This window comes from uncultured Ruegeria sp. (assembly GCF_947497005.1).
Lineage (GTDB): Bacteria > Pseudomonadota > Alphaproteobacteria > Rhodobacterales > Rhodobacteraceae > Ruegeria.
In genome coordinates this window covers 255,752-278,863 of record NZ_CANMFF010000006.1, presented here as the reverse complement: position 1 = coordinate 278,863, position 23,112 = coordinate 255,752, and the positions used below count along the sequence as shown (strand labels likewise).

Sequence of the window (23,112 nt, the reverse complement as noted above, 5' to 3'; positions counted from 1 at the left end):
GGCCGAACACACGACGGTACTGACGGACCGCCGCCATCAACGCAGAAAACACTTGCAATGCAGGCGCCACCCACACAAGACATTCACCAATCCGTCGAACGCTGCTGTGCAGCTTCCGCATTGCGGACATTCGTACAAAATTGCGGTGTTCATGAGGAATTACACATTCGATAGGCGGGAAAGATGAGCTTTCGTCTACAGCATCCCAATGACTGATTACTTCGTCGGAAGATATTGCAACAAACTTCAACTGACGCGGTCAAAAACATCCTATTTCAAAGCGTTGCTACTGCGCGCTTCCTCAATGTGACCTGAAACGGCTTGCCAGATGATCTATCAGTGTACGAACCCGTGCGGTTAGATGGCGGTTGGGTGGGTAAAGCGCGTAGAGGCCGAAGCTCTCTGTTTCGTAGTCCTGAAACAGATGTTCCAGAGTTCCCTTTTCCAAACTACGAGCGACGACGTAATGCGGGCAGCGTGCAATGCCCAGCCCGGCAATCGCCATGTTGGCAATCGCAGCTGGCGCATTGGCGTGAAACGCCCCCGCCACCTTGACCACGAAATCCCGGCTGCCTGTCCGAAACCTCCACGCGGTCGCATCAGCAGGGTTTTCGTCAATCAGGCAGTTATGTGTGGCAAGGGCCATCGGATCACCTGGACGCCCTCGTTCCGCCAGATACTCGGGTGACGCGCAGACGATCAGCGGCATATCCGACAGTTTGCGCGCAATCAGAGTCGAATCCCGAAGCACACCAATTCTAATTGCCAGATCAATCCCTTCCTCGACCAGCGCGACCCGGTTGTCCGTGAGCTTGAGGTCTATGTCCACTTCAGGGTGGGCCTGCAAAAACGGAACCAGTGCCAGCGCCAAATTGTTGCTGCCAAACCCGGTAGGTGCGGTGATCCGGATCAACCCGGCCAGCGCAGATTGCTTTTCCTGAACCAGATCCTCCAACTCGTCAATCTGCTCCACAATAGGACGACATCGTTCGAGATAGGCAAGGCCTACATCGGTCAACGAAACGCTTCTGGTTGTCCGGTTGAACAACTGCGTAGATAGCCTAGCCTCCAATTGGGCGACGTATTTGCTAACCAACCGGGTCGACAGACCAAGGCGTTTCCCCGCAGAAGTAAAAGACCCTTCATGCGCAACGGCCAGAAAGGCGCGCATCGTATCAATCGTGTCCATGGCCAAGCTCCTTTATCGTTCCCACTTCATTATTACCATTATGTTCATAGTTACTGAACAAAGTACGGGATTATAAATGAACTGAGCCTTTGGCATGTTTGGTCCAGTGATCTGCAATGAACTGCATCACATCACCTCCAGAGAACCTCCCAAAAGGAAACCACCATGCCATACGCTATCCGTATTCATCGCCACCCATTGTCCGGACACTCGCACCGGGTGGAGCTGTTTGCCAAGCTGGGCGGCATCAATCATGAATTGGTCGATGTCGATCTGCTGGCCGGCGAGCACAAGAAGGAACCGTTTCTCTCCCTGAACCCGGCCGGACAGGTGCCGGTGATCGAAGATGGCGAAACCGCCATCGCCGATTCCAATGCCATTCTGGTCTACCTCGCCCGGAAATACGCGCCCGACTGGTTACCGACTGATCCCGTGCGCGAGGCCGAGGTTCAAAAGTTTCTGTCGCTGGCCGCCGGAGACATCGCCCACGGCCCTGCCGCGGCACGATTGATCACCGTCTTTGGCGCGCAGTTGGATGCCGAACGCGCCAAAACTGTCGCCAAATCTGCCTTCGACCGGCTTGAGGCGCATCTGAACGGGCGCGACTGGCTAGTCGGAACCAGCCCCACCATCGCCGATGTCGCGATCTACAGCTATACGGCCCATGCCCCCGAAGGGAACGTTTCGCTGGGCGACTATCCCAACATCCGCGCCCTGCTGGCCCGGGTCGGGGCGCTGCCCGGCTTTGTGCCCATGCAAAGCACCAAGGTCGGCCTCGCAGCCTGACCTAGCCGCGCGCCCGGTCCCGAAGGCCGGGCGCGTGCTGCCAACCCGTGTTTCGCCCCAGGAGAGATCCCATGCTTACCATCGAACCCAGCGACAGCGGCACTTCCCCTTTCCATCGGGGCGAACACATGGCGCAGGCGCGAATGGGTGTCCGCGACATCGAACACTGGGCACGCAAAGTCGTTCGCGACCACATGCCGGAACAACATAGGGACTTTCACACCGCACTGCCGTTTCTGGTAATGGCCGCCCGCGACGGGCAAGGCCGGCCCTGGGCCACGTTGGTCGAGGGGCCGGACGGGTTTGTCACAGCGCCGGATACCAAAACGCTTTCCATCGCCGCCCTGCCTGCCCGTGGTGATGCGCTATACAAGGCCATTCGTCCGCAAAGTGACATCGGCATCCTTGGCATCGAACTGGCCACGCGGCGGCGCAATCGGGTCAATGGCCGCGCCGGGCGCGTCACACCTACCGGCTTTGACTTTCGCGTCGATCAGACCTTTGGCAATTGCCCGCAATACATCCGCGAACGTGCGTGGACTCGGGTGGAAAGCTCGGGGCCCGGACCGACCACGCGTGGCCAACGTCTGACGTCGGATCAAACCCGGTGGATCGAAACTGCCGATACTTTCTTTATCGCCAGCGGCTTCCGCGAAAGGGGCGACAGCCCGACTTTCGGGATGGATGCATCCCATCGCGGCGGTGACCGCAGTTTCGTGAAGGTGCTGGACGACCGGCGGCTGCGGTTTCCCGATTACGCCGGTAACAATCACTTCAACACCATAGGCAACCTGCTGCTTGATCCCAAGGCGGGGTTCCTGTTCGTCGACTTCGAAAGCGGCAGCCTGCTGCAACTGACCGGCACCGCCTCGATCGACTGGGACAGCGATGAGATAGCACAGGTCCCTGGCGCGCGGCGTCTGGTGACGCTGGAGCTCGACGAGATCGTGGAAACACGGTCGGCGGTCAGTCTCAGATGGAACTCGGATGCGGAGTCGGTCCGCTCGATCCGCCTGATCGAAAAAATCCGAGAAAGCGCCGATGTCACCTCGTTTGTTTTCGAGGCCCGAGACGGCGGTCCACTGGCCGGGTTCGAGCCCGGTCAGCACCTGCCGATCGAGCTAGAAATTCCGGGGATCGCCGAACCGGTGCGCCGAACCTATTCGCTCAGCAACGGCCCGAACGAGCATCGCTATCGGATCACGATCAAACGTGAACCCAATGGTATCGCGTCGCGATTTCTGCACGATCATCTGGAAACGGGCGCGATCATCAACAGCCGCCGGCCCGCGGGTGATTTCGTGATGACCTGCGACCGGTGTCCCCTGGTTCTGGTCAGCGCCGGTGTGGGTGTCACGCCAATGATGAGCATTCTGCATAAGGTCGCAGACGAGCGCAGCAATCGCCCTGTCTGGTTCATCCATGGCGTGCGGGATGGTCAGCACCATCCGCTGGCCGGTGAAGTTCGCGATTTGGCCGCCAGACGGTCGGGGATCACGACTCATGTGGTGTACAGTCAACCTACGCCGGAGGATGAGATCGGGGTGGATTATGTCTCACATGGCCGCGTCGATGGGACACTTCTGGCAAAGCTGATCGACGATGCCAGCGCACATTATTTTCTGTGCGGCCCCGTCGGTTTCATGGCCGAGATACAGGCCGATCTGGAACGCAGGGGCATCTCTCCGGAGCATATACATACCGAAAGTTTCGGTCCCGCCGGGTGATCTGACTTGATCCTTCGGAGCAAATGAAACTTAAACCATAGGAGCAAGGGCATGCGCGAATTTTATGATGTAATCATTATCGGTGGCGGCAATGCCGGGTTCGGAGTATCGGCCATTGCGCACGAAGCCGGAAAATCCATCGCCTTTATCGAGGCGCGTGATTTTGGCGGCACCTGCCCCAATCGCGGCTGCACGCCCAAGAAAGTGCTGGTGGCCGCAGCCCACGCCATGCACGAGATCGAACAAGCCGCAATCCACGGGATCGACGTTAGCAAGCCCCGGCTGGACTGGGCCAAACTGATCCAGCGTGAAAACGACCTGATCGGGTTTATTCCGGACGCGATGCACGGGCTGGCCGAAAAACGCGGCGATGTCTTTCGTGGCACCGCGCGCTTCGTTGGACCGAACAGCGTCGAGGTGGACGGTCAGGTCATCCGGGGTCAGAACATCGTGATTGCCACGGGATCGAAGCCCAGACCCCTGCCGATCCCTGGAGCCGAACACATGATCACTTCGGACGAAGTACTGTCCGACCCGACCCTGCCGCGCGATGTCGTGTTCATCGGCGGTGGCGTCATCGCAATGGAGTTCAGCCATGTCTACGCGCGCGCCGGGGTGCAGGTGACGATCCTGGAGGCACTTCCACAGCTTTTGCCGCGCCTCGACAGTGACGCCGTTGCCGCCTTGCGTGCCGAAACCGAGCGCCTTGGCGTTGTTGTCAAAACCGGGGTGTGGGTGACGGCCATCGAAAAGACGGCCGATGGCCTCAACGTCCGGTTCCAGCATGAAGGCCGCGACCAAAGCGTGACCGCCGAACGGGTCGTCAACGGCGCGGGCCGTATTGCCAATATCGACGGCCTGAACCTTGAGGCTGGTGGCGTCGACCATGATGGGCTACGCATTCTGATAGACGACACGATGCGGTCCACTTCGAACCCTTCGGTCTGGGTGGCGGGCGATGCCATCGCGCATTCTGCGCAATTGTCCCCTGTTGCGACCTATGAAGGCCAGATCGTCGGCCACAATATCGTCAACGGCCCGACCAAAAAGCCGGATTACAGCGTAATCCCCAGCGCGGTCTATACGGTTCCGGCCCTCAGTTCCGTTGGATTGACCGAGGCCGAAGCCCGCGATCGCGGTCTGGATGTGGCGGTCACGGTGTCGGACATGTCCGGCTGGTTCTCGGCCAAGACCTATGCCGAAACCGCTGCCTGGTCCAAGGTTCTGGTGGATCAGATCAATGACCGGATCGTGGGGGCCCATATCCTTGGCCATCATGGTGACGAATTGATCCATCTTTTTGCCATGGCAATGCGCCACGGGGTTCCCGCCAACGAGCTCAGGACCTCGCTCTATGCCTTCCCGACCTTCGCCGCAGACATCAAATCGCTGATCTAGCGGAGCCGACAGCGAGCAACCATTTTTTGAGGAGAATTCCCATGCAGAACAAAGTCTGTCTGATCACGGGCGTCGGCGACGGCACCGGTTCATCTGTCGCCCGCCGGTTTGCGCAGGATGGCTACCGGGTCGCCCTATTAGCGCGCAACCCGAAGAGATTGGCGGAGCTTGAAAGAGAGCTGCCGGGATCAAAAGCCTTTGCCTTCGATCTGGAGGATCTGGATCGTCTGGTCGCTGTCTGCCGCCAGGTACAAGAAGAAATGGGCACTCCGGATGTGATCGTTCACAACGCCGTACGCGCCACGTTCAAACCGTTTATGGAGGCGAATCCTGAGGATTTGGAACGCAATTTCCGGGTCAACACCACTAGCCTGCTTCACATGGTGCGCGAACTGACCCCGGCCATGGTCGCGCGGGGTAGCGGTGCCATTGTAGTCACCGGTAATACTGCGGCTCTCCGCGGCGTTCCGAACTACGCTCTCTTCGCCCCCACCAAGGCAGCTCAGAGGATCTTTGCGCAGGCCCTAGCCCGCGAACTGGGACCCAAGGGCATCCACATCGCCTATGTGGTGATCGATGCGGCGATCGATACACCCTGGACTCGTGTGCCGTTGAATCCGGATATGCCCGAAGATTTTTTCAGCAAGCCCAACGCCATCGCTGAAGAGGTGTACCATATAGCCCATCAAGACAGATCTACTTGGTCGTTTGACGTAGAACTGCGGCCCTATGGTGAAAATTGGTGAATCATCCTTGAGATATCTGTTGACCTACGTAATCCAGGCCAAAGGAGCTGACTACCGCGCATCTGGAAGACGCTTTCCTCAGTCTCGACAGTGCGCACCCGAGCTACAGGACTAATTTGTCGGAGGACAATATGAACCGCAAAAAAACACAGTTTTGCTCAATGGATACTGACCTCCTCTTGGATGCGGATCGTCGCGCCAACCGGTACCTCGCTGAAATCGCAGACATGGATGTCTTTCCAAACGAATTTGCGCGCAGTTCTTTGTCCCGTTTTGATGAAAACCTGCCAGAAAACGGGTTCGATACTTCTGAAACCTTGAGTCTATTGGATGATGTAGGATCACCTGGAACAGTGGCCTCTAATGGCTCGCGTTACTTTGGGTTCGTTATTGGAGCGACTATCCCGGTCGCTGCAGCGGCCCAGCGAATGATGCTCGCATGGGATCAATGCGCCTCATCTTATACCAATTCCCCAACGGCGGACGTTATCGAAAAGATTGCCGCACGTTGGATACTGGACATTCTGGACCTCCCTCACAGCAGTGGAGTTGCCTTTGGCACGTCCGCAACGTCCTCCACCCTTGTTTGTTTGGCGACTGCCCGTCGGACGTTGTTGTTGCGGAAGAACTGGAACCAGGACGTTCGCGGGTTACGTGGGGCGCCAGAAATCCGGGTCGTCATATCGGAAAAAGTACATGTGACTGTGCTAAAAGCGTTGCGTGTCCTTGGCTTTGGCGAACAAAACTTGATATTGGCGCCGGTTGATGAAAAAGGAAGCATCATTCCATCAAAGCTTCCCCAATTGGATGAAATGACCATCCTGTGTTTGCAGGCTGGTGAAGTGAATACTGGCAGCTTTGATCCATATCTACCATTGATGACGGCGGCAAAAGCCGCCAAAGCTTGGGTACATATCGATGGCGCTTTCGGTCTTTGGGCGCGTGCCGCTCCAAAAAAACGACATCTGACGGACGGTGTGGAAATGGCCGATAGCTGGACCACTGATGGACACAAATGGTTGAATACACCGTATGATGGAGCTGTTGGTGTTTGTCGTGATCGCCATGCAATGGCCGCTACCATGAATAGCGATGCGGACTATTCTTCTGCATCTGCAGACAGCCAGAAAAACCTCGGTATCGAATTCTCTCGAAGCGCACGCGGCATTCCTTTTTGGGCCGTTTTACGAACTCTGGGACGCACAGGGGTTGCGGCGATTATCGAACGGCACTGCGCATTGGCTGAATATGTAGCGGATGCGTTGGTCGAGGCCGGATTCAATTTGTTAACGCGACCGGTACTGAACCAAGTTCTGTTTTCGTTCGGGAGCAGTGCGGAGACGGCTCAAATACAGTCTCTAGTCGCTGCCAAAGGGAAAGTTTGGTTTGGTATGACAGTCTGGAACGAGGCACCAGCAATGCGGGTCAGTATCTCGTCCTGGCGAACGGATACTCACGATGTTGATTTATTGATTTCTGAGCTAAAGGCTGTTGCACATGTCGTTCGGTCAGCGGGCTATGACGATTCATGGAAACCTAAGGATTAAGAACCGGACTAATCCCTAGAATAGGTGATGGTCGGTCCTCGGTCCAGAGCCGACCTTGGCGCTACATCAGAAAACTGCAGTTGCAGCCCACAATGCGGACTTTCGCTGCGGGCGCAAAACCAGAAGTGGACTCTACGCCTGGATGCGCGGAAGTTGACACTTGGATCAGGTTTGCGAATGTTGATTTCACTTCTTATTCTAGACGATCATCTGATGTGTCCATCCTATGAAGTACAGAACACACCTTCGGTGGAGCTCTCGCGTTTCAGTCAGAACGACGAAGGAGTACACGCGCTAATAACTTTGCAAGGCGTATCTCCAGCATTCCGAAACCTGTGTGGCAGAATACTCTAGAAGTAATACGCATCTCCTGGCCCCAGCACCCTGGACTGCCCATCAACCGTGACTTCCAGCCGTCCTTCTATCACGACAGCGCATTCCTCACTTTCGTGGGACAGTTCAGCCCGACCCGAGTCAGCGCCTACTTCGTAGTTCTCGATTAGCATCTGTAGTTTCCTGTCGCGACGGTGATGATTTTGAGAGTTTTCTCGGTCGACCTTTATAATCCACAATCAGCTTTTCATCCTCGAGCAGATGTAGCGCCGTTTTCCAATGGATTTTGAATTCTTGCGCCACCCTGTTGATTACTGGGGTCTCTATCCAGATGCGGTGCAGCTTATGTTTTGGCACTTTGGGTCTGCGAACCCCGCGCTGCACGTCAAAGCCTCGTTCCCTAAAGAGTTTAGACAGTGTTGCTGGCTTCATCCCGTTTTGCGTTGGCGATATCTGAGCAGGTTTTACCCCTTTGATACTGCCTGTAGAGCCGTTGAATATCGTCGACGCCAAGCAAATCTAGGAGCCGCCGCACAACCAACGGGCTAATGCCGAGCCGCTGAGCAAAGTCTTTATGGGTTTTACTTTGTTTAAGCAAAGCGAGGATTTTGCGGCGAAGGTACGGTTGCCACGCATTTGGCGTTTCTCTCAAGAAAATAGTCGGAACTCTGCCGCATTTTATTTCGACCTCTTGTTCCAGTTCCAGTCGACCGTCTTTCCATCCGTTTCGGTGCTTGATCTGCGCCCAGGGTCTGAACGCGAGCTGACGGACCGGCGCAAACATCTGTTCCGTCAAATCGACCTGAAAGACCCGGTTCAAAAACGCTTTGACGGATCGCCCAAGACGATCATCGTCTCCAACCCGCATGACGCCGTGTTCTCTGAGGATGGTTCCCAGGTGTTTGTCACGTTGGCAGGCAGCGAGGATTTACTGGTGTTTGATCTGACGGATCGTGACACCGTTTCAGGTGCCAGGGCCACACAGATCCTGCGCCACTTGCCCGGTGCCAATCCGCGGGGGGTTGTGTTGAGTGGCAATGATCTCTTCGTGCAAAACGCGATGAGCCTTGATCTGACCCGGGTGACTCGGGTCGGCAGCACAGTTTCCGTCGCGCAGGGCATCTTTGCGCAACTGGTTGAATCCGACCCCTTGCCGCCGGAAATGCGTGCCGGGCAGACCCTTTTTTACACTGGCAATACCGACCGCCATGTCGCGTACCCCATGACAGGTGACTACTGGATGAGTTGCCAGTCCTGCCATGTGGACGGGTTCAACTTTACCAACAGCTATCTTTTTGACGACACGGTGATCGACAAATACCGCTATGCGCGCGTAGGGCACGGGAACCTCTCGGCCATGATCGCCGGGGATTTCATCGGCGACTATATTCGCATCATTCAGGGCACCCAGGGTGACATGGGACATGATGGCGAGGGCAGCGCCGAGTTCATCGATGCGAGTGATCCGCCAGCCGAGGTCGGCGACATGATGGTTGACCTGCACGAATACATCACCGCCAAGGGCAACGTGCCGCTGGTCTCAAGCTGGTTGCGGCTGGATGACGAACGGGACTTGGTGCACGAAGGCGAATGGACCAACTCAGCGGCCTGCGCTGAATGCCACTCTGACATGTTTGACCAATGGGCCGACTCGCTGCACCGGCTGATGGGGGATTCCAACCCCTACTACAAGGTCGTCGAAGACGTGGCCGCCGCGACCGAAGGCGAGGAGTTCCGAAAATGGTGCATGGGCTGTCACCCTGCTTTCCGGCCTTACAGCAACCTCAAACGCCGGGCACATGTTTGAACAGGGCGGCACTTCGCTGTTCGAGGCGCTGGACCGTGGGGAACCCGATCTGGACGAAGGCACGGGCTGCCTTTTCTGTCACCGCATCACAGAGCTTGAAAGCGCACAAGGCAGCGATGCAGGCGCCAATGCGAGTTTCACAGTCAATATCAAGGACCGCGACACCTATGTCTTTGAAAACGCATAAAACGAAATATTGAACTGGCTGGGCAACCACGCCATCAACGCTAAACCCCAGGTGCATGCGAAATCCTACAGTCAGGATTTCTACAGCGACTCGGCCCTGTGCAGTTCGTGCCACAACGAATTCGCGCCGGGCAGCGGATCGGTGATCGTCGACGCGTATGGCGAATGGGAACGTTCGCCATTCAACGCGCCGGACAACCCCGGGAAACACCGCAGTTGCATCGATTGCCACATGCATGGCGATATCCAGCGGATCGGTGAGGATATTCCCGGCATTTCAATTGACGGTGGGCGGTTGAAAGACAATGTCGTGACCCACCAGTTCACCGGGGCCAACTATCACCTTGTAGGCCTGCGCAACGACAAGCTCAAACAGATGAGCATCGAGCTGCTGCAAAGTGCCGCTGAGTTGGAAACCACACTGACGACCGCAGGGCATCTGAACGTGCGGGTCGCCAACACAGGCGCTGGCCATGCCCTGCCCACAGGCGTGGCGGACTTCCGGCAGGTCTGGCTGGATGTGACGGTTCGCGACGCATCCGGGCAGATCGTACTGGAAAGCGGCAAGATGGACGATGCGGGCGTCGTCGACCCGGATGCACGTTTCTTCCGCAAGGTCTTTAGTGACAAATATGGCGACCCGGTTGGCTTTGTCTTCTGGCGCTATGAGAAAATGCTGGAAGACACGAAAATCCCTGCGGGCGGCCATCGCGACGAGGTTTTTGAACTGCCCGCAAATACCGTATTTCCGGTAACGGCCAAGGTTCGGCTGATGTTCAGAACCTACCCCCAAGCCGTCACCGATCTGGTGAGGGAACAATACCCTGACCTGACCGATCCAGAAGCGGTCCTCATGACCGAGGACACTGCCGAATTGAAACCCGCAAACTAGGTGGCCCCGCTTTGTCGGTTCAATTCAACCGGCCCAAATCAGAGGATTGCATCATGACCTACAAATTCCGCAGCATGGTTTTCAGCGTCGCCTGTCTGATGACGCTCGGCAACGTTACCCAGGCGGAGGTTTACGACATCGACCAGTTGATAGACCTGTCGGCGATGACTCCGGAAGAGGTCTATCGGTTCAGCCCGGACTACCTCTGGATCGAACTAGGTGACTCCATCCGTTTCCTGAACTCAACCGGCAACCACACCGTGACATCGCTGGAAGGCATGTGGCCCGAAGATGCCGACTATATCGACATCGAGCATCAGCCCGTGGCTGAAATCGTGCTTGAGAAACCCGGCATTTATGGTTTCCGTTGCAAGGTCCATGGCCGCCACGGAATGTACGCACTGGTTGTTGTCGGCACACCGGAACCCAACATCGATCAGATCGAATACGGGAAAGTCAGCGACGTCGGGCGTCGGATTTTCGAGCGGCTGTTTGAGAAAATGAAAGTGGATATGGCCAGCAGGTAAAGCCTGGCAACTGGCGCGAAGAGATCCCTATTCTCAACCATCGAAGCTCGTCGTGCTTCTGAAGGTGGCACGTGAGTTCTGCTCAACAGTCTTCTTTACCTGACCGAAAACGCAAAGCGTGTCGTGGTTTCGGATTGCTGGCCCGAACTGGCTAGCAAGTTGATCGGAAATTCAACTTCATGTGGTTCCTTCAGTACAAAACTTCATAGCAGCGCAAGCATCGCCTTTCCACGAAGCTAAAATTAGATAGGGCCCGCATCAGGCTAGACGCGACTGGCGGAAAACTTCTGCCGAAGGTCTGGAAAATTGCGCACTTTCTCCCTTCACTTGGTAAAACGGAATGCCCGAACTGCGCCGCAAGCCGACGAATGTGCCTGAAAATCTCAACGTAAAAAGTAGTGGCAGCAATGAACTCTGACCGCCAATCGAAACATCCCGCTGCGAATGACGACAGAGAAGGAACGATATTCTGCTGACGTACTCAGCTTTCTTCCATGAGAGGTCAAGTGCAAGCCCTTTGGGATTAACTTGACAAAATTACTCAACAACCATAGTGAGCGTTACAGCAAGCGACCCTACGTTAAGCAAGCCTACAATCCCATCCGATCCAAGGTGTTGAAATCGCACCAGTAGCGTTTGAGACGTGTCGTGAACCACTCAGCAAATACACTCAAGAATCACAGAGGTCACGAACCCTCCAGACCTTCTTGCCAATTCCTTCCCTACACATCACTGGAGACTTGAAATGTCGTTTTCCCTTTCGACGCGGTTGCGTGTTTCACTACTTGTCGGAGCGTCTGTTTTGGCCCTTTCCGCCACCGCCGCCCCTGTCGTTGCGGAAGAGGCGGTCGTGTTGGTTCAACTCAATGAATACAACGGCCCCGAGGCTTATTTTCACCTTTACCTGGTGAATCCCGAAGGCAAATTTGACCGCACCTTGTGGGTGTCCGGACCCGAAAAGATCTGGTGGCCAGACTCGAAACGTTGGTTCGGCTATCACAGCCGGGCACGGGAAAATGTTGACGCGATCACCGGCGCCTCGACCGCTGCAGGCGCGCGATCCGTGATGCGGGTCGAGATCGACAAATCCGTGGTGGATGCGGGCTACAAGCTGCGTGTGGAAACTTCGGTTGAAAACGCCGATAATGTGCAGTCCGACGCCGAGATTGACCTTACCACAGACAACCAGCGCGAGAAATTCCCGGGCGAGGGCTACGTCCGGTACATCCGTTACAAGCTTTAACCCGTAATGTGGCGTCAAGCACATCGTTGGCCTGGGGTAATCCTGAGCCTGTTGCTGGTCTTTCTGGCAATCACCGGCTCGATCTTGTCAATCGATCCGCTGTTGCAGCGCTATGACCGTAATGTGCACGCTCTCGGTGACCTGAGCGTGGGCGATGTGCTGCGTCTGTCGGCGCAGAAGAACCCTTATTTTGAGATCGATCGGATTCGGATCGACTATTCCGGCAGAGTGCTGCTGCGTGGCGCGGATGCAGCCGGCTCACGCGAAGTGCCGTTTAACCCGCAAAACGGACGGTTGGCACGCAAACCACGGCCGCGCCCGTTCTGGGACTTGCTGAACAGCCTTCATCGCAATCTTGCCATGGGGCCCATTGGCCGCCCGGTCACACTAATCGGTGTCGTATCAATGCTGGTTCTGATGATCACCGGTCTGACACTGCTGGCGCGCCGTCTGGGCGGGTATGGGCAATTATTCAACCGGGTGAAGGGGCGCGGGTTGGACAAATGGCACACGATTCTCGGGCGTCTTCTGGTGTTGCCGCTGTTTGTCATCGTCCTGTCTGGCACCTGGATGTCGATGGTGTCGAACGGGATCATCCCCTCTGGCGTTGACAATGGGCTCACCTACCCAGAAACCCGCGTTGAAGCAGGCCCGGTCCCGGCTACTGATCTGGCGATTTTCGATACGGTGAAACTTGCGGACCTGACCGAACTCAGTTTCCCGATCTGGGCAGATTGGTGGGATGTTTATGTGCTTCGCCAAGGCGGCATGCTCAGCTTTATCGACCGGCAATCCGGCGAAGTTCTGAGCCTGGAAAGCGTGCCATTCATGACCCGTGCTCTGGATCTCTTCACCCTGCTCCATACCGGTCAGGGAGCCTCAGTCTGGGGCGCAATTGCCGGGCTAGTGTCGCTCTCGGTACCGTTTTTTGCCATTACCGGTCTGGTGATCTGGCTACGCCGCCGCCATCCACGCCCACGTGGTATGGTCTCGGCCGGAGCGGCGGATGTGGTCATTCTGGTCGGATCGGAAACCGGCACTACCTGGGGTTTTGCCGTGCATCTGGCGAACCAACTGCGGGACTCGGGCAAGTTGGTGCATCTAGGCGGCATGAACTCCACCTGCAACATGCGCGAGGACGCAACGCTGCTACTGCTGGCCGCAACTTATGGGGACGGAACGCCGCCATCCGGCGCATCGCAGTTTCTCGAGAGGTTGCCGGGCTACTCAGGCGGGCAAAGCTTTGCTGTACTGGGCTTCGGCGACAAAGCCTTCCCGGCCTATTGCGCCTTTGCCATCGACTGCCAGAACGCCCTTGAGGCCACCGGGCGCGAAGGTCTTCTGCCGATGGCAGACATCAACCGCCGCTCGGCGCAGGCCTTTACCGCGTGGGGCCATGCGATTGCGCCCAAGCTGGGACTGGGTGGGCCGCTCTTGGATTTCACTCCGCCACGTCCGCGCACCCGCCGCCTGGAACTGGCAGAACGTGAAGATTTTATCGGGTTTGAAGGTGCCCCATCGGCGATCCTGCGCTTCCGCGCACCGAAGGGGCGTGGTCTGCCGGGCTTCCACGCAGGCGACCTGCTGGGAATCGTCCCACCCGCCGATCCGGTGGCGCGGCTCTATTCGCTGGCCTCGTCGAAACGAGAAGGCATGGTAGAGCTTTGCGTGGTCGGTGTGGAAGGCGGCGTCTGCTCGAACTACTTGCTGGGCCTCACCCCCGGAGAAACGATCGACGCCTATGTGGAACACAACCCGGATTTCCGGCCCGCAAGGCGAGCGCCCACCATCATGATCGGCGCTGGCACCGGCATTGCGCCTTTCGCGGGCATGATCCGTAAGAATCGCAATCAACCCATGGAGCTGTTTTTCGGTCTGCGCCATCCGGATTTCGATTTTTATTACCGTGACGCCATCGAAGAATGGCAACGCGACGGGCGCTTGAGTGGCTTCCACCCGGCCTATTCGCGGCATGATGATCAGGCCTATGTTCAGGACAGGTTGTGCAGCGCCGGGGACACGGTCGCCCAACACCTGCGCCAGGGCGCGACGATCATGGTCTGCGGGTCGTCCCGCATGGCGCATGCTGTGGCACAGGAAATCGACACCATCTCCGCCAGCATCGGCACAAGCCTTGCCGAGCTCCGCCAGTGCGGACGCTATCTTGAAGACATCTACTGACAAAGGACTCCGCCATGAAACTCGGCACCCTTCTCTCTACCATCGCGCTGACGGCCCTCATCGCCACTGGCGCTCAGGCAAAGAACCCCTTCCTGACCAAGGAGTTCTGGAAAGAGGCCACCATCGAGGATGTGCAGACAAAAATTGACGAAGGCTACAGCCTGTTGGAAAAACAAAAGATCGGCCGCCAGGCGCTGCACTATGCACTGCGTGGTGATGCGTCGCTTGAGGTGGTGCGCTGGTTGCTGGAACAGGGCGTTCCCTATCGCCCCGAAGGTGGCAAAGGCGTCTATGCTGAACTTTATGCGGCGCGGTACGGGGATCTGGAGCTGATCAAGCTCTTCACCGAATTTGGGGCTGACTACAATGTAGCGGATTACATGGGTGAAACCCCGGCGTACTGGTTGTCGAAAAACAAGAAGTTTCGCCCGGATATCGTTGAGTACTTCGAAGAAATCGGGCTGGACTTCAATCAGCAGAACCGGCTGGGGATCACCCCTCTGGGCGCCTTTGCTTATAACAAACGCGCCATGGAGATGTTCGAATTGCTGGAAAGCAAAGGTTATGACGCAGGGTATATCGACGGCGAAGGTCGTGACCTGTTCATGCGCGCACTGACAACCAACGACAATGTCGATATGCTCGAAAAATTTTACGCCATGAGCGAAGAGCCCACAGTGGCGGACAATTACGGCTATTCCGGCGTGCTTCTGACGGTGGCGGATGAGGCCACCTCGGAAGAGCGTTTGGCCTTCCTTGAAAGCAAGGGTTTCGATCTGACGATCACCAATGATCGCGGTCAGACCGCGCTGCATATGCTGATGGCCAATCGCGAGGAAGAGGCCGAAGGCTATGACGCGCTGATGGCACGCGGCTTTGACGTGAACGCCGTGGACAACGCTGGCAACACACCTTTGATCCTGGCGCTGTCCTTCAAGGAATCCGCCGTGATCGAAACCCTGCTGGAAGCAGGGGCCGAAGCAACGACAGCCAACGAAAAAGGTGTGACGCCCTTTCTGGCGGCACTATTGCGGGGCGATGGTTTTGGCGGGGTTATTGACAAGCTGATCATTAGCGGCGCGGACCTCACCGCCAAGGACGCGAAAGGCGGCACAGCGCTGACCTATGCGGTCAAAGGTGGCCAGCCCATCGAGCGCCTGCAGCAGATTATCGACGCAGGCGTCGATCTTGATGCAAAGGATGGCGAAGATACCACAGCGTTGATGTACGCCGCACTGCAAGGCGAAAGCCCCGAGGTGATTGAATTCCTGCTCTCTGCGGGCGCTGACAAATCGGTCAAGGACGTGTTTGAAGACACCGCCGCGCAGATGGCGATGGACAATGCTGCGGTGAAAGACAGCGACGTGATTGCCAAGTTGCAATAATCGGCAGCAGGGGAATTTTGGCCGGGGCGCCCATCGGGTGCCCCGGTTTGCATTTGCGACTGCGATACCGGGGGATAAGCAAAAGAGATGGAAAAGATCGATGGGTTGTCGATGGGGGGAACTTGGAGCGCAATGCTGCCGCCACAATCGGACATCGCCAACGCCAGAGGTCTGATACAGGCCGCTCTGGATCGGGTTGAAGATCAGATGTCTGCCTGGCGGCCACAATCGATACTGTGTCGCATCAATGCTGCCCCCATTGGCACATGGGTGGACCTGCCTCCTGAAACCGCTGCGGTTGTCAGAGCAGGGCTGGGTCTGATGGCCGAAATGCCCGGTGTATTTTCTATCCTGATGGGCGGAGCATCTGCGCGCGAAGGGTTTATTCCCGGGCGGGATTGCTCCATCACTTCGGATCCCGCGGCGGTGGAATTCGAAGGCCAACGCCTGCGCCGCCTTGAGGATGTGGCGATCGATCTGAACGCACTGGCCAAAGGCTACGCGGTGGATCTGGCGGTTGAAACTCTGTGCGCACGCGGCCATGAAAGTTTCCTGATTGAGGTTGCGGGAGACATCCGATGCGAGGGTTGCCGCCCTGATGGTGAACCGTGGTCTGTCGCAATGGAATTGCCCATCCCTGATCGCATCGTCCCTGCTCAGCGTTTCCCGCTTTCCGATGAAGCCATTGCCACTTCTGGCGGCTATCGACGTGCTCAAGGTGATCGCTCGCACTTGTTCGCTCCGCAAACCGGTGCGCCGTTGTCGTCCGCTTCGGCTTCAGTTGCAGTAATTGCTGACACGGCACTTCAGGCAGATGGTTGGGCCACGGTGATGTCGATCCTTGGTCCGGTCGCCGGGTTGGCAGAAGCGGAAAGGCGCAGGCTGTCCGTTGCCTTCATTGTGCCGGATCTTCCAGCAGGATTTGTGGAGCGCGGAAGCTCAGCCATGTCTATGCGGGTTACCTGAATAAGAGCAAAGCTCTGGCCTAAGGGGACTTGCGAACGAGCCAAGTGTGCTTGTTTCGCGGCAAATAGAGAAGATCAGGTCACCCAAAGTAAACGGTTTCAATGCGTCCGAAAATAGCCCGATCCGCAAATACGAAATGTCCGCTAAGAACCGCTTGCAGTCTTTGGCAAGCAAATGAGCGATTGCAGCTTTGTCCGCGAGGCAGCCTTTTGTACTCGTTCCACTGAATGGCCACGACACAACCAGAGATCGCTTCACATAAAACCGCTTCAACGACGTTCGCGGTTCGTTATGACGCTGCAAGTCACCCAATGGTTGCGAAACCAGCCATTTGTAGTGCCGAACCGCCACGACCGCAATGCGGGGCAATCCTTTCATTCGCTGCTGAGCAGAGCCAACTGTTCACCCAGTAAAGGCTGATTGGTTTCTAAGTATTGCCAAATTGCTGATTTCTTGGAGTTTCAAGTTTCCTCCGGGCCCAATAGGGCATCGATGAATCTTGAGAACAGTTCCCCCTGGGATCTTATCCTAAGCTTGGAATATATGTTCCGACGGTGAATGCGAACCGTTCCCGGAGAGATACCCAGTATTCGCCCCACGGCATCCGCAGAATGACCTTTTAGGGTAAATTCGACGACCTCCTTTTCGCGAGGCGTCAGAAGACCTTCGTCAAACTTTTCAAATGCCTCTTCTACATTCAGTACCCTCCCCCTGCGACGCGTGTTGGCCGGGTTCTGTCCGAACTCGCCGGCCAATCCGATCCATTGATGCCTGCAAGTTTCACTGACCACCGGCCAAGCCTTTCCCAGCTCCCGGAAATCCTTCGCACTAAATGCCTTTTCTGCCCGCATCAATGAAACACACACAGTCGCCTCGTCAGGAAGGTTAACAACATAGCAGATTTCTTCAGCCAAACCGGTCTGCACATAATAGTTTCGAAAGTACTCACCCTAATAGAACCGATCTGGGGCCAGATCACGTAACCGGTACAACCCCGGATCAATCGAGTTTGCGCTTGCAAGGTAAAACGGATCCAGAAGATAGGGGCCTTCCTGATAGTCCTCGACCATGATCTTCCGTTTCGATTTTGGGAAATCGTCAAATAGGTCGATCGGGCGGGCTGATCCGAGGTAACCGAAAATGACAGTATAGTCGAACCCACTGATTTCCCGAAGGGAATCTGAAAGAGTTTGGGAAAAGTCCTCTGTTCCAATAGCAGCAATCATTGCGCCAGCTTCGGTCAACCAATCTGTCACGGTTGCCTCCTATTCAAAATAGAGTACCACATTCGTGATATATACAAGAATCGACAATCTTTTTACCGTTTGGGTGAATCAAGTGGTATTTCAAAAATGAGGATATGTCCCGAAAAAATGGCGGTCGGTGAATATAGGCAGCAAACGGACAAACCGGCAACAGGCACTGTCGCTGAACTTCGCAGCGTATCCAAAAGGTTTGGGGACGTCTTGGCGGCCAATGATCTCAACCTGAAGATCACAGAAGGAGAGTTCCTGTCCTTTCTCGGGCCGTCCGGATGTGGCAAGACAACTGCTTTGCGAATGCTGGCGGGTTTCGAAAGCCCGTCCGAAGGCGATGTGTTGCTGGACGGAGAGGTCGTAAACTCGCTTGATGCTCATCTGCGTCCGGTAAACATGGTGTTTCAGCATTACGCTCTGTTTCCGCACCTGACCGTCGCCCAGAACATCGGGTATGGCCTGAAACAAAGACGCCCGAGGCTACCCAAGGCTACGATCGCGCAGAAGGTCAGCAAGGCATTGGAAATTGTACGGCTCGAAGGGTACGAGGCGCGCCGGATCTGGGAAATGTCCGGTGGCCAGCAGCAACGTGTCGCCCTGGCCCGTGCGATTGTGAACGAACCCAAGCTTCTGTTGCTTGATGAGCCTCTTGCAGCGCTGGACAGAAAGTTGCGCAAGGAAATGCAGATCGAACTGCAGAATATCCAGCGCCGTCTGGGCATTACGTTTGTTCTGGTCACCCACGATCAGGAAGAAGCGCTATCGATGAGCGACAGGATCTGCATTATGCGCGATGGCCGGATCGAGCAGGTCGGCAGCCCGCAGGATCTTTATGATCGTCCGGCAAACAGGTATGTGGCCGGGTTTGTTGGAACAACCAACATTTTCGAAGGCACTGTTACTGCCGTAAGCAACCAGCAAGCCGATGTTCAGTTAATGACCGGCCAGACCGTTGCAGGGCAGAACCCGTTCGATCTGAACGTTGGGCAAGCTATCGGCCTGAGCGTCAGGCCCGAACAAATTCACCTCAGCAGATCTTTTCGGGCGGAAACGGACCTCGCCGTCAAAGTCCTCAACCGCATCTTTCTGGGAGAGCATACCGAATACCTGGTCAGGCATGACACGTTGGGAGAGTTCCTGGTGCTGTCGCCTCGCCAGTCAGAGTTGAACGAGGGATCGTTCAAAGTGGATGAACAGCTTTGCGCGTCATGGAACGCCAGCGGAGCGCTCATCCTTTCAGGAGACTAACCTAACGGATCCAGCCAACAGGGGAATACTCATGACAAAATCACCGGATCACATCTCGAAGAAGCAATTCATGGAAGAGCTGTACCGCTACAAGCGCGGTTCGGTTACACGTCGACACTTTCTCGGTGTGACGGGATTGGGGGCGGCGACGGCTGTGCTTGGTTCGGCTGTGCCCGGCCTGCGACCAGTTCCGGCTTGGGCTGCCGGTGACATTGGGGATCGTGTGGTTCTGGCCACCTGGCCGAACTACCACGATACCGCGAACTTTGATGCCTTTACCGAAGCCACGGGTGCCAATGTTCAGGTTAACGTTTTTGGTTCGAACGAAGAGATGTTGGCCAAGCTTCAAGCTGGAGCGACGGGCTGGGATGTGTACGTGCCGACCAATTACACCATCACCACCTATGTCAGCGAAGACCTGATCGAACCGCTTGATGCGTCGCGGTTGCCTAACTACGACCCGTCGGCCTATGACCCGCGTTATGCCGAGGCAGGCTCGGTCGATGGCAAGCTCTATGCTGTCCCAAAAAACTGGGGCTCGACCGGGTTTGTCGCTAATACCGATCAACTCAACGGTGCGCCGACGCCGTCGACCTGGAAAGAGTTTTTCGATTTGACAATGGGCGATCTGTCGGGCGGTACGATCGTGCACGATTATCAGCTGACGACGATTGGCAACGCGCTGAAGTACTTTGGCTATTCCTTCAATTCGGTCGACGAGAAAGAACTGGCCGATGCCGAAAAGCTATTGATCGAAGCCAAACCGCACCTGTTTGCGATTTCGTCGGATATTCAGCCGTCTATGCGCAGCGGCGACGCGACGCTTGCCATGGCTTGGTCTGGGGATGGGAAACAGCTGAACACCGACATGCCTGAGATCATGTATATTCTCGGCAAGGAAGGTGGCGAGTTGTGGAGCGACTACTACGCCATCCCGAAAGGCGCACCTCACATGGATGCAGCGTACGCTCTGATTAACTACCTGTTGGATCCCGAAGTGAACGTCAGGGAAGTGCTGGCCCACGGGTATCCGACGGCAGATGCGAAATCGACTTCGATGTTGCCCGAGGAGTTGCAGAACGATCCAATCCTTTATCCAGCTCAGGAACTTCTGGACGCGCTGGAGTTCGGCGCGGCCGTAACGCTGACAGATCCCAATCGCGCCGAATTGATGGCCCGGTTCAAATCTGCCTAAAGACTGACTGCCGGAGATGAGAACGAAATGACCGCAAGAACACGCAACTGGCTTTTGCTGGCCCCGGCCGGGACATGGTTCCTGGTGATGTTGGTGGTGCCGCTGACGGTTGTTCTCATTTTCAGCTTCGGTGAACGTGGCCCGGCCGGGGGCTATGTTCCGGCCCTGACGCTGGAGCAATACGCCAATCTTCCGGCGCGCTGGACCGCGTTCAAAAACACTATGGTGCTGGCTCCGGTCGGCACCATCGCCGCCTTGCTCATAGCCTATCCGCTTGCCTATTTCCTTGCCGTCAAAGCGGATCCGAAATGGAAAACCATCCTGCTGGTTCTGGTGATCGTTCCGTTCTGGACCTCGATCCTGATCCGTAGTTACGCGTGGATTTTCCTTTTGGGTGGGCGCGGTATTCCGGAATTGATCGACCTTTTCGGGATAGGGAAGCCGCGCCTCATTAACACTCCTTTTGCTGTCCTGATCGGCATAATCTATGGCTACCTGCCGCTTATGGTCTTTCCGATTTTTGTCAGCCTCGACAGGCTGGACAAGCGCCTGCTCGAAGCGTCATCGGACCTCGGCGCAACACCGGCACGAACCTTCCTGCAGGTCACTCTGCCCCTGTCGGTACCGGGCGTTGCCACGGGGTGTTTGCTGGTGTTCATACTCTTGATGGGAGAGTTCCTGATCCCTGCACTGCTGGGTGGCGGTAAAGTGTTCTTCGTGGGCAATGCTCTGGTTGATCTATTCCTGCAATCACGCAACTGGGCTTATGGCTCGGCGGTGGCGGCCACGTTGGTGTTCATCATGTTGATCTCGGTGACGATCTACATGCGGCTGATATCGCGGCTGAATACCCAACGTGAAGACGTATCGTTGATGTAGGGGGGTAGGATGCGACTTTATGCTCTATGCGTTTATCTCTTCCTCTATATCCCAATCGGGGTCATTGCGCTGTTCAGCTTCAATGCAGGGCGCCATGCCAGCCAGCTGCAAGGTTTATCCACCCAATGGTATGGCAAGGCGTTGAACAACCCGTTTGTTATGGACGCGCTGGAAACAAGCCTTATCGTTGCACTTGTTTCTGCTACTCTTGCCTCATTGTTCGGAACAATGGCGGCCGTGGGTTTGCAGGGTATCCGCGGGCCGATGCGCGCAACCTTTGACGGGTTGATCTACGTGGCGATCATGATCCCCGGTATCGTCATTGGCATCGCGACGCTGATTGCCCTTGTCACTATTTTCGACTTCGTGAATCCGGGTATTGCGGCCATGTGGCCCGAAGGGGTCGAACCCCCAAACCTCAACATGGGTATGGGGTCTCTGATTGCGGCGCACACCATGTTCACGATGGCCCTTGTCGTGATTATTGTTCGCGCAAGGCTTTCCGGTATGGACGCCACCCTGACCGAGGCATCTTCGGACCTTTATGCCACGCCATTCGGCACTTTCAGACAGGTCACTTTGCCTTTGATTTTTCCCGCGATTTTGGCTGGATTCCTGTTGAGTTTTACGTTCAGCTTTGACGACTTCATCATCGCGTTCTTCGTCGCAGGGTCCGAAACGACGCTTCCAATATACGTGTTTTCGTCAATCCGCCGTGGTGTCACGCCAGAGATCAACGCCATCGGCACAATGGTATTGGCGGCGTCATTGGTCCTTTTGGTCACAGCCCAAATCCTTCTACGGAGGGGAGATAAGAAGAAATGACAGCTGTAAAGCTTAGGAAAAAACAAACTGACAAGATCTCGCTTGCGGGGCGCATAGCCTTTGTGACCGGAGCGGGTTCTGGTATCGGAAAAGCAAGCGCCATGTCCATGGCCGACTGCGGAGCGCATGTTGTCGCAACCGATCTTGTCGGTGAACTGGCAGAGGCAACCGCTCAAGCAATAGCAGAGAACGGTGGGCGTGCCGAAAGTATTACTCTGGACATGACGGATGACACCGCCGTGGTCGATGCACTTGATAAAACAATCAAGAAGTTTGGCCGACTGGACATACTGCATTCACACGCGGGCATTCAGGTTGAGGGTACGCTGGAACAGGTGAGCCCCGAAGGCATGGATGAAAGCTGGCGGTTGAACGTACGGTCGCATTTCGTGGCGGCGCGGACGGTGGTTGGGCAAATGCGTTCCCAGGGCGGCGGTAGCGTCATCATCACGTCGTCCAATTCAGGTGTGCAGTACGACCGCGAAATGATTGCTTATGCCACCACTAAGCACGCAGTTGTGGCTATGGTACGCCAGATGGCTGCGGACTATGCCAAGGACAATGTCCGGTTCAATGCACTTTGCCCAGGTTGGGTCGATACGCCGTTCAATGCTGGCTTTGAAACCCAGATGGGCGGTCGGACCGCACTGGAAAGCTATATCGCCAATAGCATTCCCATGGGGCGTTGGGCGCAGGCGGATGAAATCGCCGATGCGGTCGTATTTCTGGCCTCAGACTTGTCCACCTTCATGACTGGCCAAGCGTTGGTGATCGACGGTGGTGAGTGTATCTAAAA

The 23,112-nt window shown here is 56.2% G+C and carries 22 protein-coding genes; 18 read left to right on the top strand and 4 right to left on the bottom strand.

What is annotated here, in order from left to right:
- Positions 1-301: 301 nt before the first annotated feature.
- Positions 302-1,189 carry a LysR family transcriptional regulator gene (locus Q0816_RS11015; protein ID WP_298850325.1) on the bottom strand — a complete coding sequence of 296 codons (888 nt, stop codon included), beginning with the start codon at positions 1,187-1,189 and terminating at the stop codon, positions 302-304.
- Between the two features lie 165 nt (positions 1,190-1,354).
- On the opposite strand from Q0816_RS11015, the gene Q0816_RS11010 reads away from it, so the two are divergent.
- The 5 genes from Q0816_RS11010 (at position 1,355) to Q0816_RS10990 (ending at position 7,393) form a co-directional block, all read left to right on the top strand.
- Positions 1,355-1,975 carry a glutathione S-transferase family protein gene (locus tag Q0816_RS11010; RefSeq protein WP_298850323.1) on the top strand — a complete coding sequence of 207 codons (621 nt, stop codon included), beginning with the start codon at positions 1,355-1,357 and terminating at the stop codon, positions 1,973-1,975.
- A gap of 71 nt (positions 1,976-2,046) precedes the next feature.
- Positions 2,047-3,702 carry a pyridoxamine 5'-phosphate oxidase family protein gene (locus Q0816_RS11005; protein WP_298850321.1) on the top strand — a complete coding sequence of 552 codons (1,656 nt, stop codon included), beginning with the start codon at positions 2,047-2,049 and terminating at the stop codon, positions 3,700-3,702.
- A 51-nt stretch (positions 3,703-3,753) separates the two neighbouring features.
- The gene (locus tag Q0816_RS11000) at positions 3,754-5,100 is read left to right on the top strand and encodes an NAD(P)/FAD-dependent oxidoreductase (protein ID WP_298850319.1); all 1,347 of its coding nucleotides are present in this window, start codon (positions 3,754-3,756) and stop codon (positions 5,098-5,100) included.
- 41 nt (positions 5,101-5,141) lie between these two features.
- Positions 5,142-5,846 (top strand): SDR family NAD(P)-dependent oxidoreductase, encoded by a 705-nt coding sequence (locus Q0816_RS10995; protein WP_298850317.1) that lies wholly within the window; start codon positions 5,142-5,144, stop codon positions 5,844-5,846.
- A 131-nt stretch (positions 5,847-5,977) separates the two neighbouring features.
- On the top strand, positions 5,978-7,393 hold the full coding sequence (locus Q0816_RS10990) for a pyridoxal-dependent decarboxylase (protein ID WP_298850315.1): 1,416 nt from the start codon (positions 5,978-5,980) through the stop codon (positions 7,391-7,393).
- A 350-nt stretch (positions 7,394-7,743) separates the two neighbouring features.
- On the opposite strand, the gene Q0816_RS10985 is transcribed toward Q0816_RS10990, so the two are convergent.
- A complete protein-coding gene (locus Q0816_RS10985; protein WP_298850313.1) occupies positions 7,744-7,899 on the bottom strand; it encodes a cupin domain-containing protein in 156 nt (51 codons plus the stop codon).
- 452 nt (positions 7,900-8,351) lie between these two features.
- On the opposite strand from Q0816_RS10985, the gene Q0816_RS10980 reads away from it, so the two are divergent.
- The 8 genes from Q0816_RS10980 (at position 8,352) to Q0816_RS10945 (ending at position 16,913) form a co-directional block, all read left to right on the top strand.
- Entirely contained in the window at positions 8,352-9,533 is a 1,182-nt protein-coding gene (locus tag Q0816_RS10980; RefSeq protein WP_298850311.1) for a multiheme c-type cytochrome, read from the top strand.
- A complete protein-coding gene (locus Q0816_RS10975) occupies positions 9,526-9,720 on the top strand; it encodes a hypothetical protein (RefSeq protein WP_298850308.1) in 195 nt (64 codons plus the stop codon). The genes Q0816_RS10980 and Q0816_RS10975 overlap by 8 nt, the downstream gene beginning before the upstream one ends.
- A gap of 9 nt (positions 9,721-9,729) precedes the next feature.
- Positions 9,730-10,611 (top strand): hypothetical protein, encoded by an 882-nt coding sequence (locus Q0816_RS10970; protein ID WP_298850306.1) that lies wholly within the window; start codon positions 9,730-9,732, stop codon positions 10,609-10,611.
- A gap of 53 nt (positions 10,612-10,664) precedes the next feature.
- A complete protein-coding gene (locus Q0816_RS10965; protein ID WP_298850304.1) occupies positions 10,665-11,138 on the top strand; it encodes a plastocyanin/azurin family copper-binding protein in 474 nt (157 codons plus the stop codon).
- A 745-nt stretch (positions 11,139-11,883) separates the two neighbouring features.
- Positions 11,884-12,381: a DUF2271 domain-containing protein gene (locus tag Q0816_RS10960; protein ID WP_298850302.1), complete on the top strand. Its 498-nt coding sequence runs from the start codon at positions 11,884-11,886 to the stop codon at positions 12,379-12,381.
- 6 nt (positions 12,382-12,387) lie between these two features.
- A complete protein-coding gene (locus Q0816_RS10955) occupies positions 12,388-14,562 on the top strand; it encodes a PepSY domain-containing protein (protein WP_298850300.1) in 2,175 nt (724 codons plus the stop codon).
- Between the two features lie 14 nt (positions 14,563-14,576).
- Complete coding sequence (locus Q0816_RS10950) at positions 14,577-15,947, top strand: ankyrin repeat domain-containing protein (protein ID WP_298850298.1); 1,371 nt, start codon at positions 14,577-14,579, stop codon at positions 15,945-15,947.
- Positions 15,948-16,034: 87 nt separating this feature from the next.
- Entirely contained in the window at positions 16,035-16,913 is an 879-nt protein-coding gene (locus tag Q0816_RS10945) for an FAD:protein FMN transferase (RefSeq protein WP_298850296.1), read from the top strand.
- 461 nt (positions 16,914-17,374) lie between these two features.
- Here Q0816_RS10945 and Q0816_RS26040 read toward each other — a convergent pair whose 3' ends face one another.
- Positions 17,375-17,827: a helix-turn-helix transcriptional regulator gene (locus Q0816_RS26040; RefSeq protein ID WP_367180484.1), complete on the bottom strand. Its 453-nt coding sequence runs from the start codon at positions 17,825-17,827 to the stop codon at positions 17,375-17,377.
- 36 nt (positions 17,828-17,863) lie between these two features.
- On the bottom strand, positions 17,864-18,169 hold the full coding sequence (locus Q0816_RS26035) for a hypothetical protein (RefSeq protein WP_367180483.1): 306 nt from the start codon (positions 18,167-18,169) through the stop codon (positions 17,864-17,866).
- 117 nt (positions 18,170-18,286) lie between these two features.
- On the opposite strand from Q0816_RS26035, the gene Q0816_RS10935 reads away from it, so the two are divergent.
- From Q0816_RS10935 to Q0816_RS10915, 5 genes are read left to right on the top strand one after another with little or no spacing between them, the layout of a single operon-like run.
- Positions 18,287-19,417 (top strand): ABC transporter ATP-binding protein, encoded by a 1,131-nt coding sequence (locus tag Q0816_RS10935; RefSeq protein WP_298850294.1) that lies wholly within the window; start codon positions 18,287-18,289, stop codon positions 19,415-19,417.
- Positions 19,418-19,448: 31 nt separating this feature from the next.
- A complete protein-coding gene (locus Q0816_RS10930; protein WP_298850292.1) occupies positions 19,449-20,612 on the top strand; it encodes an extracellular solute-binding protein in 1,164 nt (387 codons plus the stop codon).
- Positions 20,613-20,639: 27 nt separating this feature from the next.
- Entirely contained in the window at positions 20,640-21,491 is an 852-nt protein-coding gene (locus Q0816_RS10925) for an ABC transporter permease (protein WP_170477870.1), read from the top strand.
- A gap of 9 nt (positions 21,492-21,500) precedes the next feature.
- On the top strand, positions 21,501-22,316 hold the full coding sequence (locus tag Q0816_RS10920; protein ID WP_298850287.1) for an ABC transporter permease: 816 nt from the start codon (positions 21,501-21,503) through the stop codon (positions 22,314-22,316).
- 35 nt (positions 22,317-22,351) lie between these two features.
- Positions 22,352-23,110 carry an SDR family NAD(P)-dependent oxidoreductase gene (locus Q0816_RS10915; protein ID WP_298850344.1) on the top strand — a complete coding sequence of 253 codons (759 nt, stop codon included), beginning with the start codon at positions 22,352-22,354 and terminating at the stop codon, positions 23,108-23,110.
- Positions 23,111-23,112: the final 2 nt, after the last annotated feature.

Bases quoted from the DNA above. Each gene is read 5' to 3' on its own strand.
- Q0816_RS10935 (WP_298850294.1), top strand. From the start codon at position 18,287: ATGGCGGTCGGTGAATATAGGCAGCAAACGGACAAACCGGCAACAGGC.
- Q0816_RS11000 (WP_298850319.1), top strand. From the start codon at position 3,754: ATGCGCGAATTTTATGATGTAATCATTATCGGTGGCGGCAATGCCGGG.
- Q0816_RS10925 (WP_170477870.1), top strand. From the start codon at position 20,640: ATGACCGCAAGAACACGCAACTGGCTTTTGCTGGCCCCGGCCGGGACA.
- Q0816_RS11015 (WP_298850325.1), bottom strand. From the start codon at position 1,189: ATGGACACGATTGATACGATGCGCGCCTTTCTGGCCGTTGCGCATGAA.
- Q0816_RS10965 (WP_298850304.1), top strand. From the start codon at position 10,665: ATGACCTACAAATTCCGCAGCATGGTTTTCAGCGTCGCCTGTCTGATG.
- Q0816_RS10945 (WP_298850296.1), top strand. From the start codon at position 16,035: ATGGAAAAGATCGATGGGTTGTCGATGGGGGGAACTTGGAGCGCAATG.
- Q0816_RS10930 (WP_298850292.1), top strand. From the start codon at position 19,449: ATGACAAAATCACCGGATCACATCTCGAAGAAGCAATTCATGGAAGAG.
- Q0816_RS10985 (WP_298850313.1), bottom strand. From the start codon at position 7,899: ATGCTAATCGAGAACTACGAAGTAGGCGCTGACTCGGGTCGGGCTGAA.
- Q0816_RS10955 (WP_298850300.1), top strand. From the start codon at position 12,388: ATGTGGCGTCAAGCACATCGTTGGCCTGGGGTAATCCTGAGCCTGTTG.
- Q0816_RS10950 (WP_298850298.1), top strand. From the start codon at position 14,577: ATGAAACTCGGCACCCTTCTCTCTACCATCGCGCTGACGGCCCTCATC.
- Q0816_RS11005 (WP_298850321.1), top strand. From the start codon at position 2,047: ATGCTTACCATCGAACCCAGCGACAGCGGCACTTCCCCTTTCCATCGG.
- Q0816_RS10995 (WP_298850317.1), top strand. From the start codon at position 5,142: ATGCAGAACAAAGTCTGTCTGATCACGGGCGTCGGCGACGGCACCGGT.
- Q0816_RS10920 (WP_298850287.1), top strand. From the start codon at position 21,501: ATGCGACTTTATGCTCTATGCGTTTATCTCTTCCTCTATATCCCAATC.
- Q0816_RS10990 (WP_298850315.1), top strand. From the start codon at position 5,978: ATGAACCGCAAAAAAACACAGTTTTGCTCAATGGATACTGACCTCCTC.
- Q0816_RS10960 (WP_298850302.1), top strand. From the start codon at position 11,884: ATGTCGTTTTCCCTTTCGACGCGGTTGCGTGTTTCACTACTTGTCGGA.
- Q0816_RS11010 (WP_298850323.1), top strand. From the start codon at position 1,355: ATGCCATACGCTATCCGTATTCATCGCCACCCATTGTCCGGACACTCG.
- Q0816_RS10975 (WP_298850308.1), top strand. From the start codon at position 9,526: ATGTTTGAACAGGGCGGCACTTCGCTGTTCGAGGCGCTGGACCGTGGG.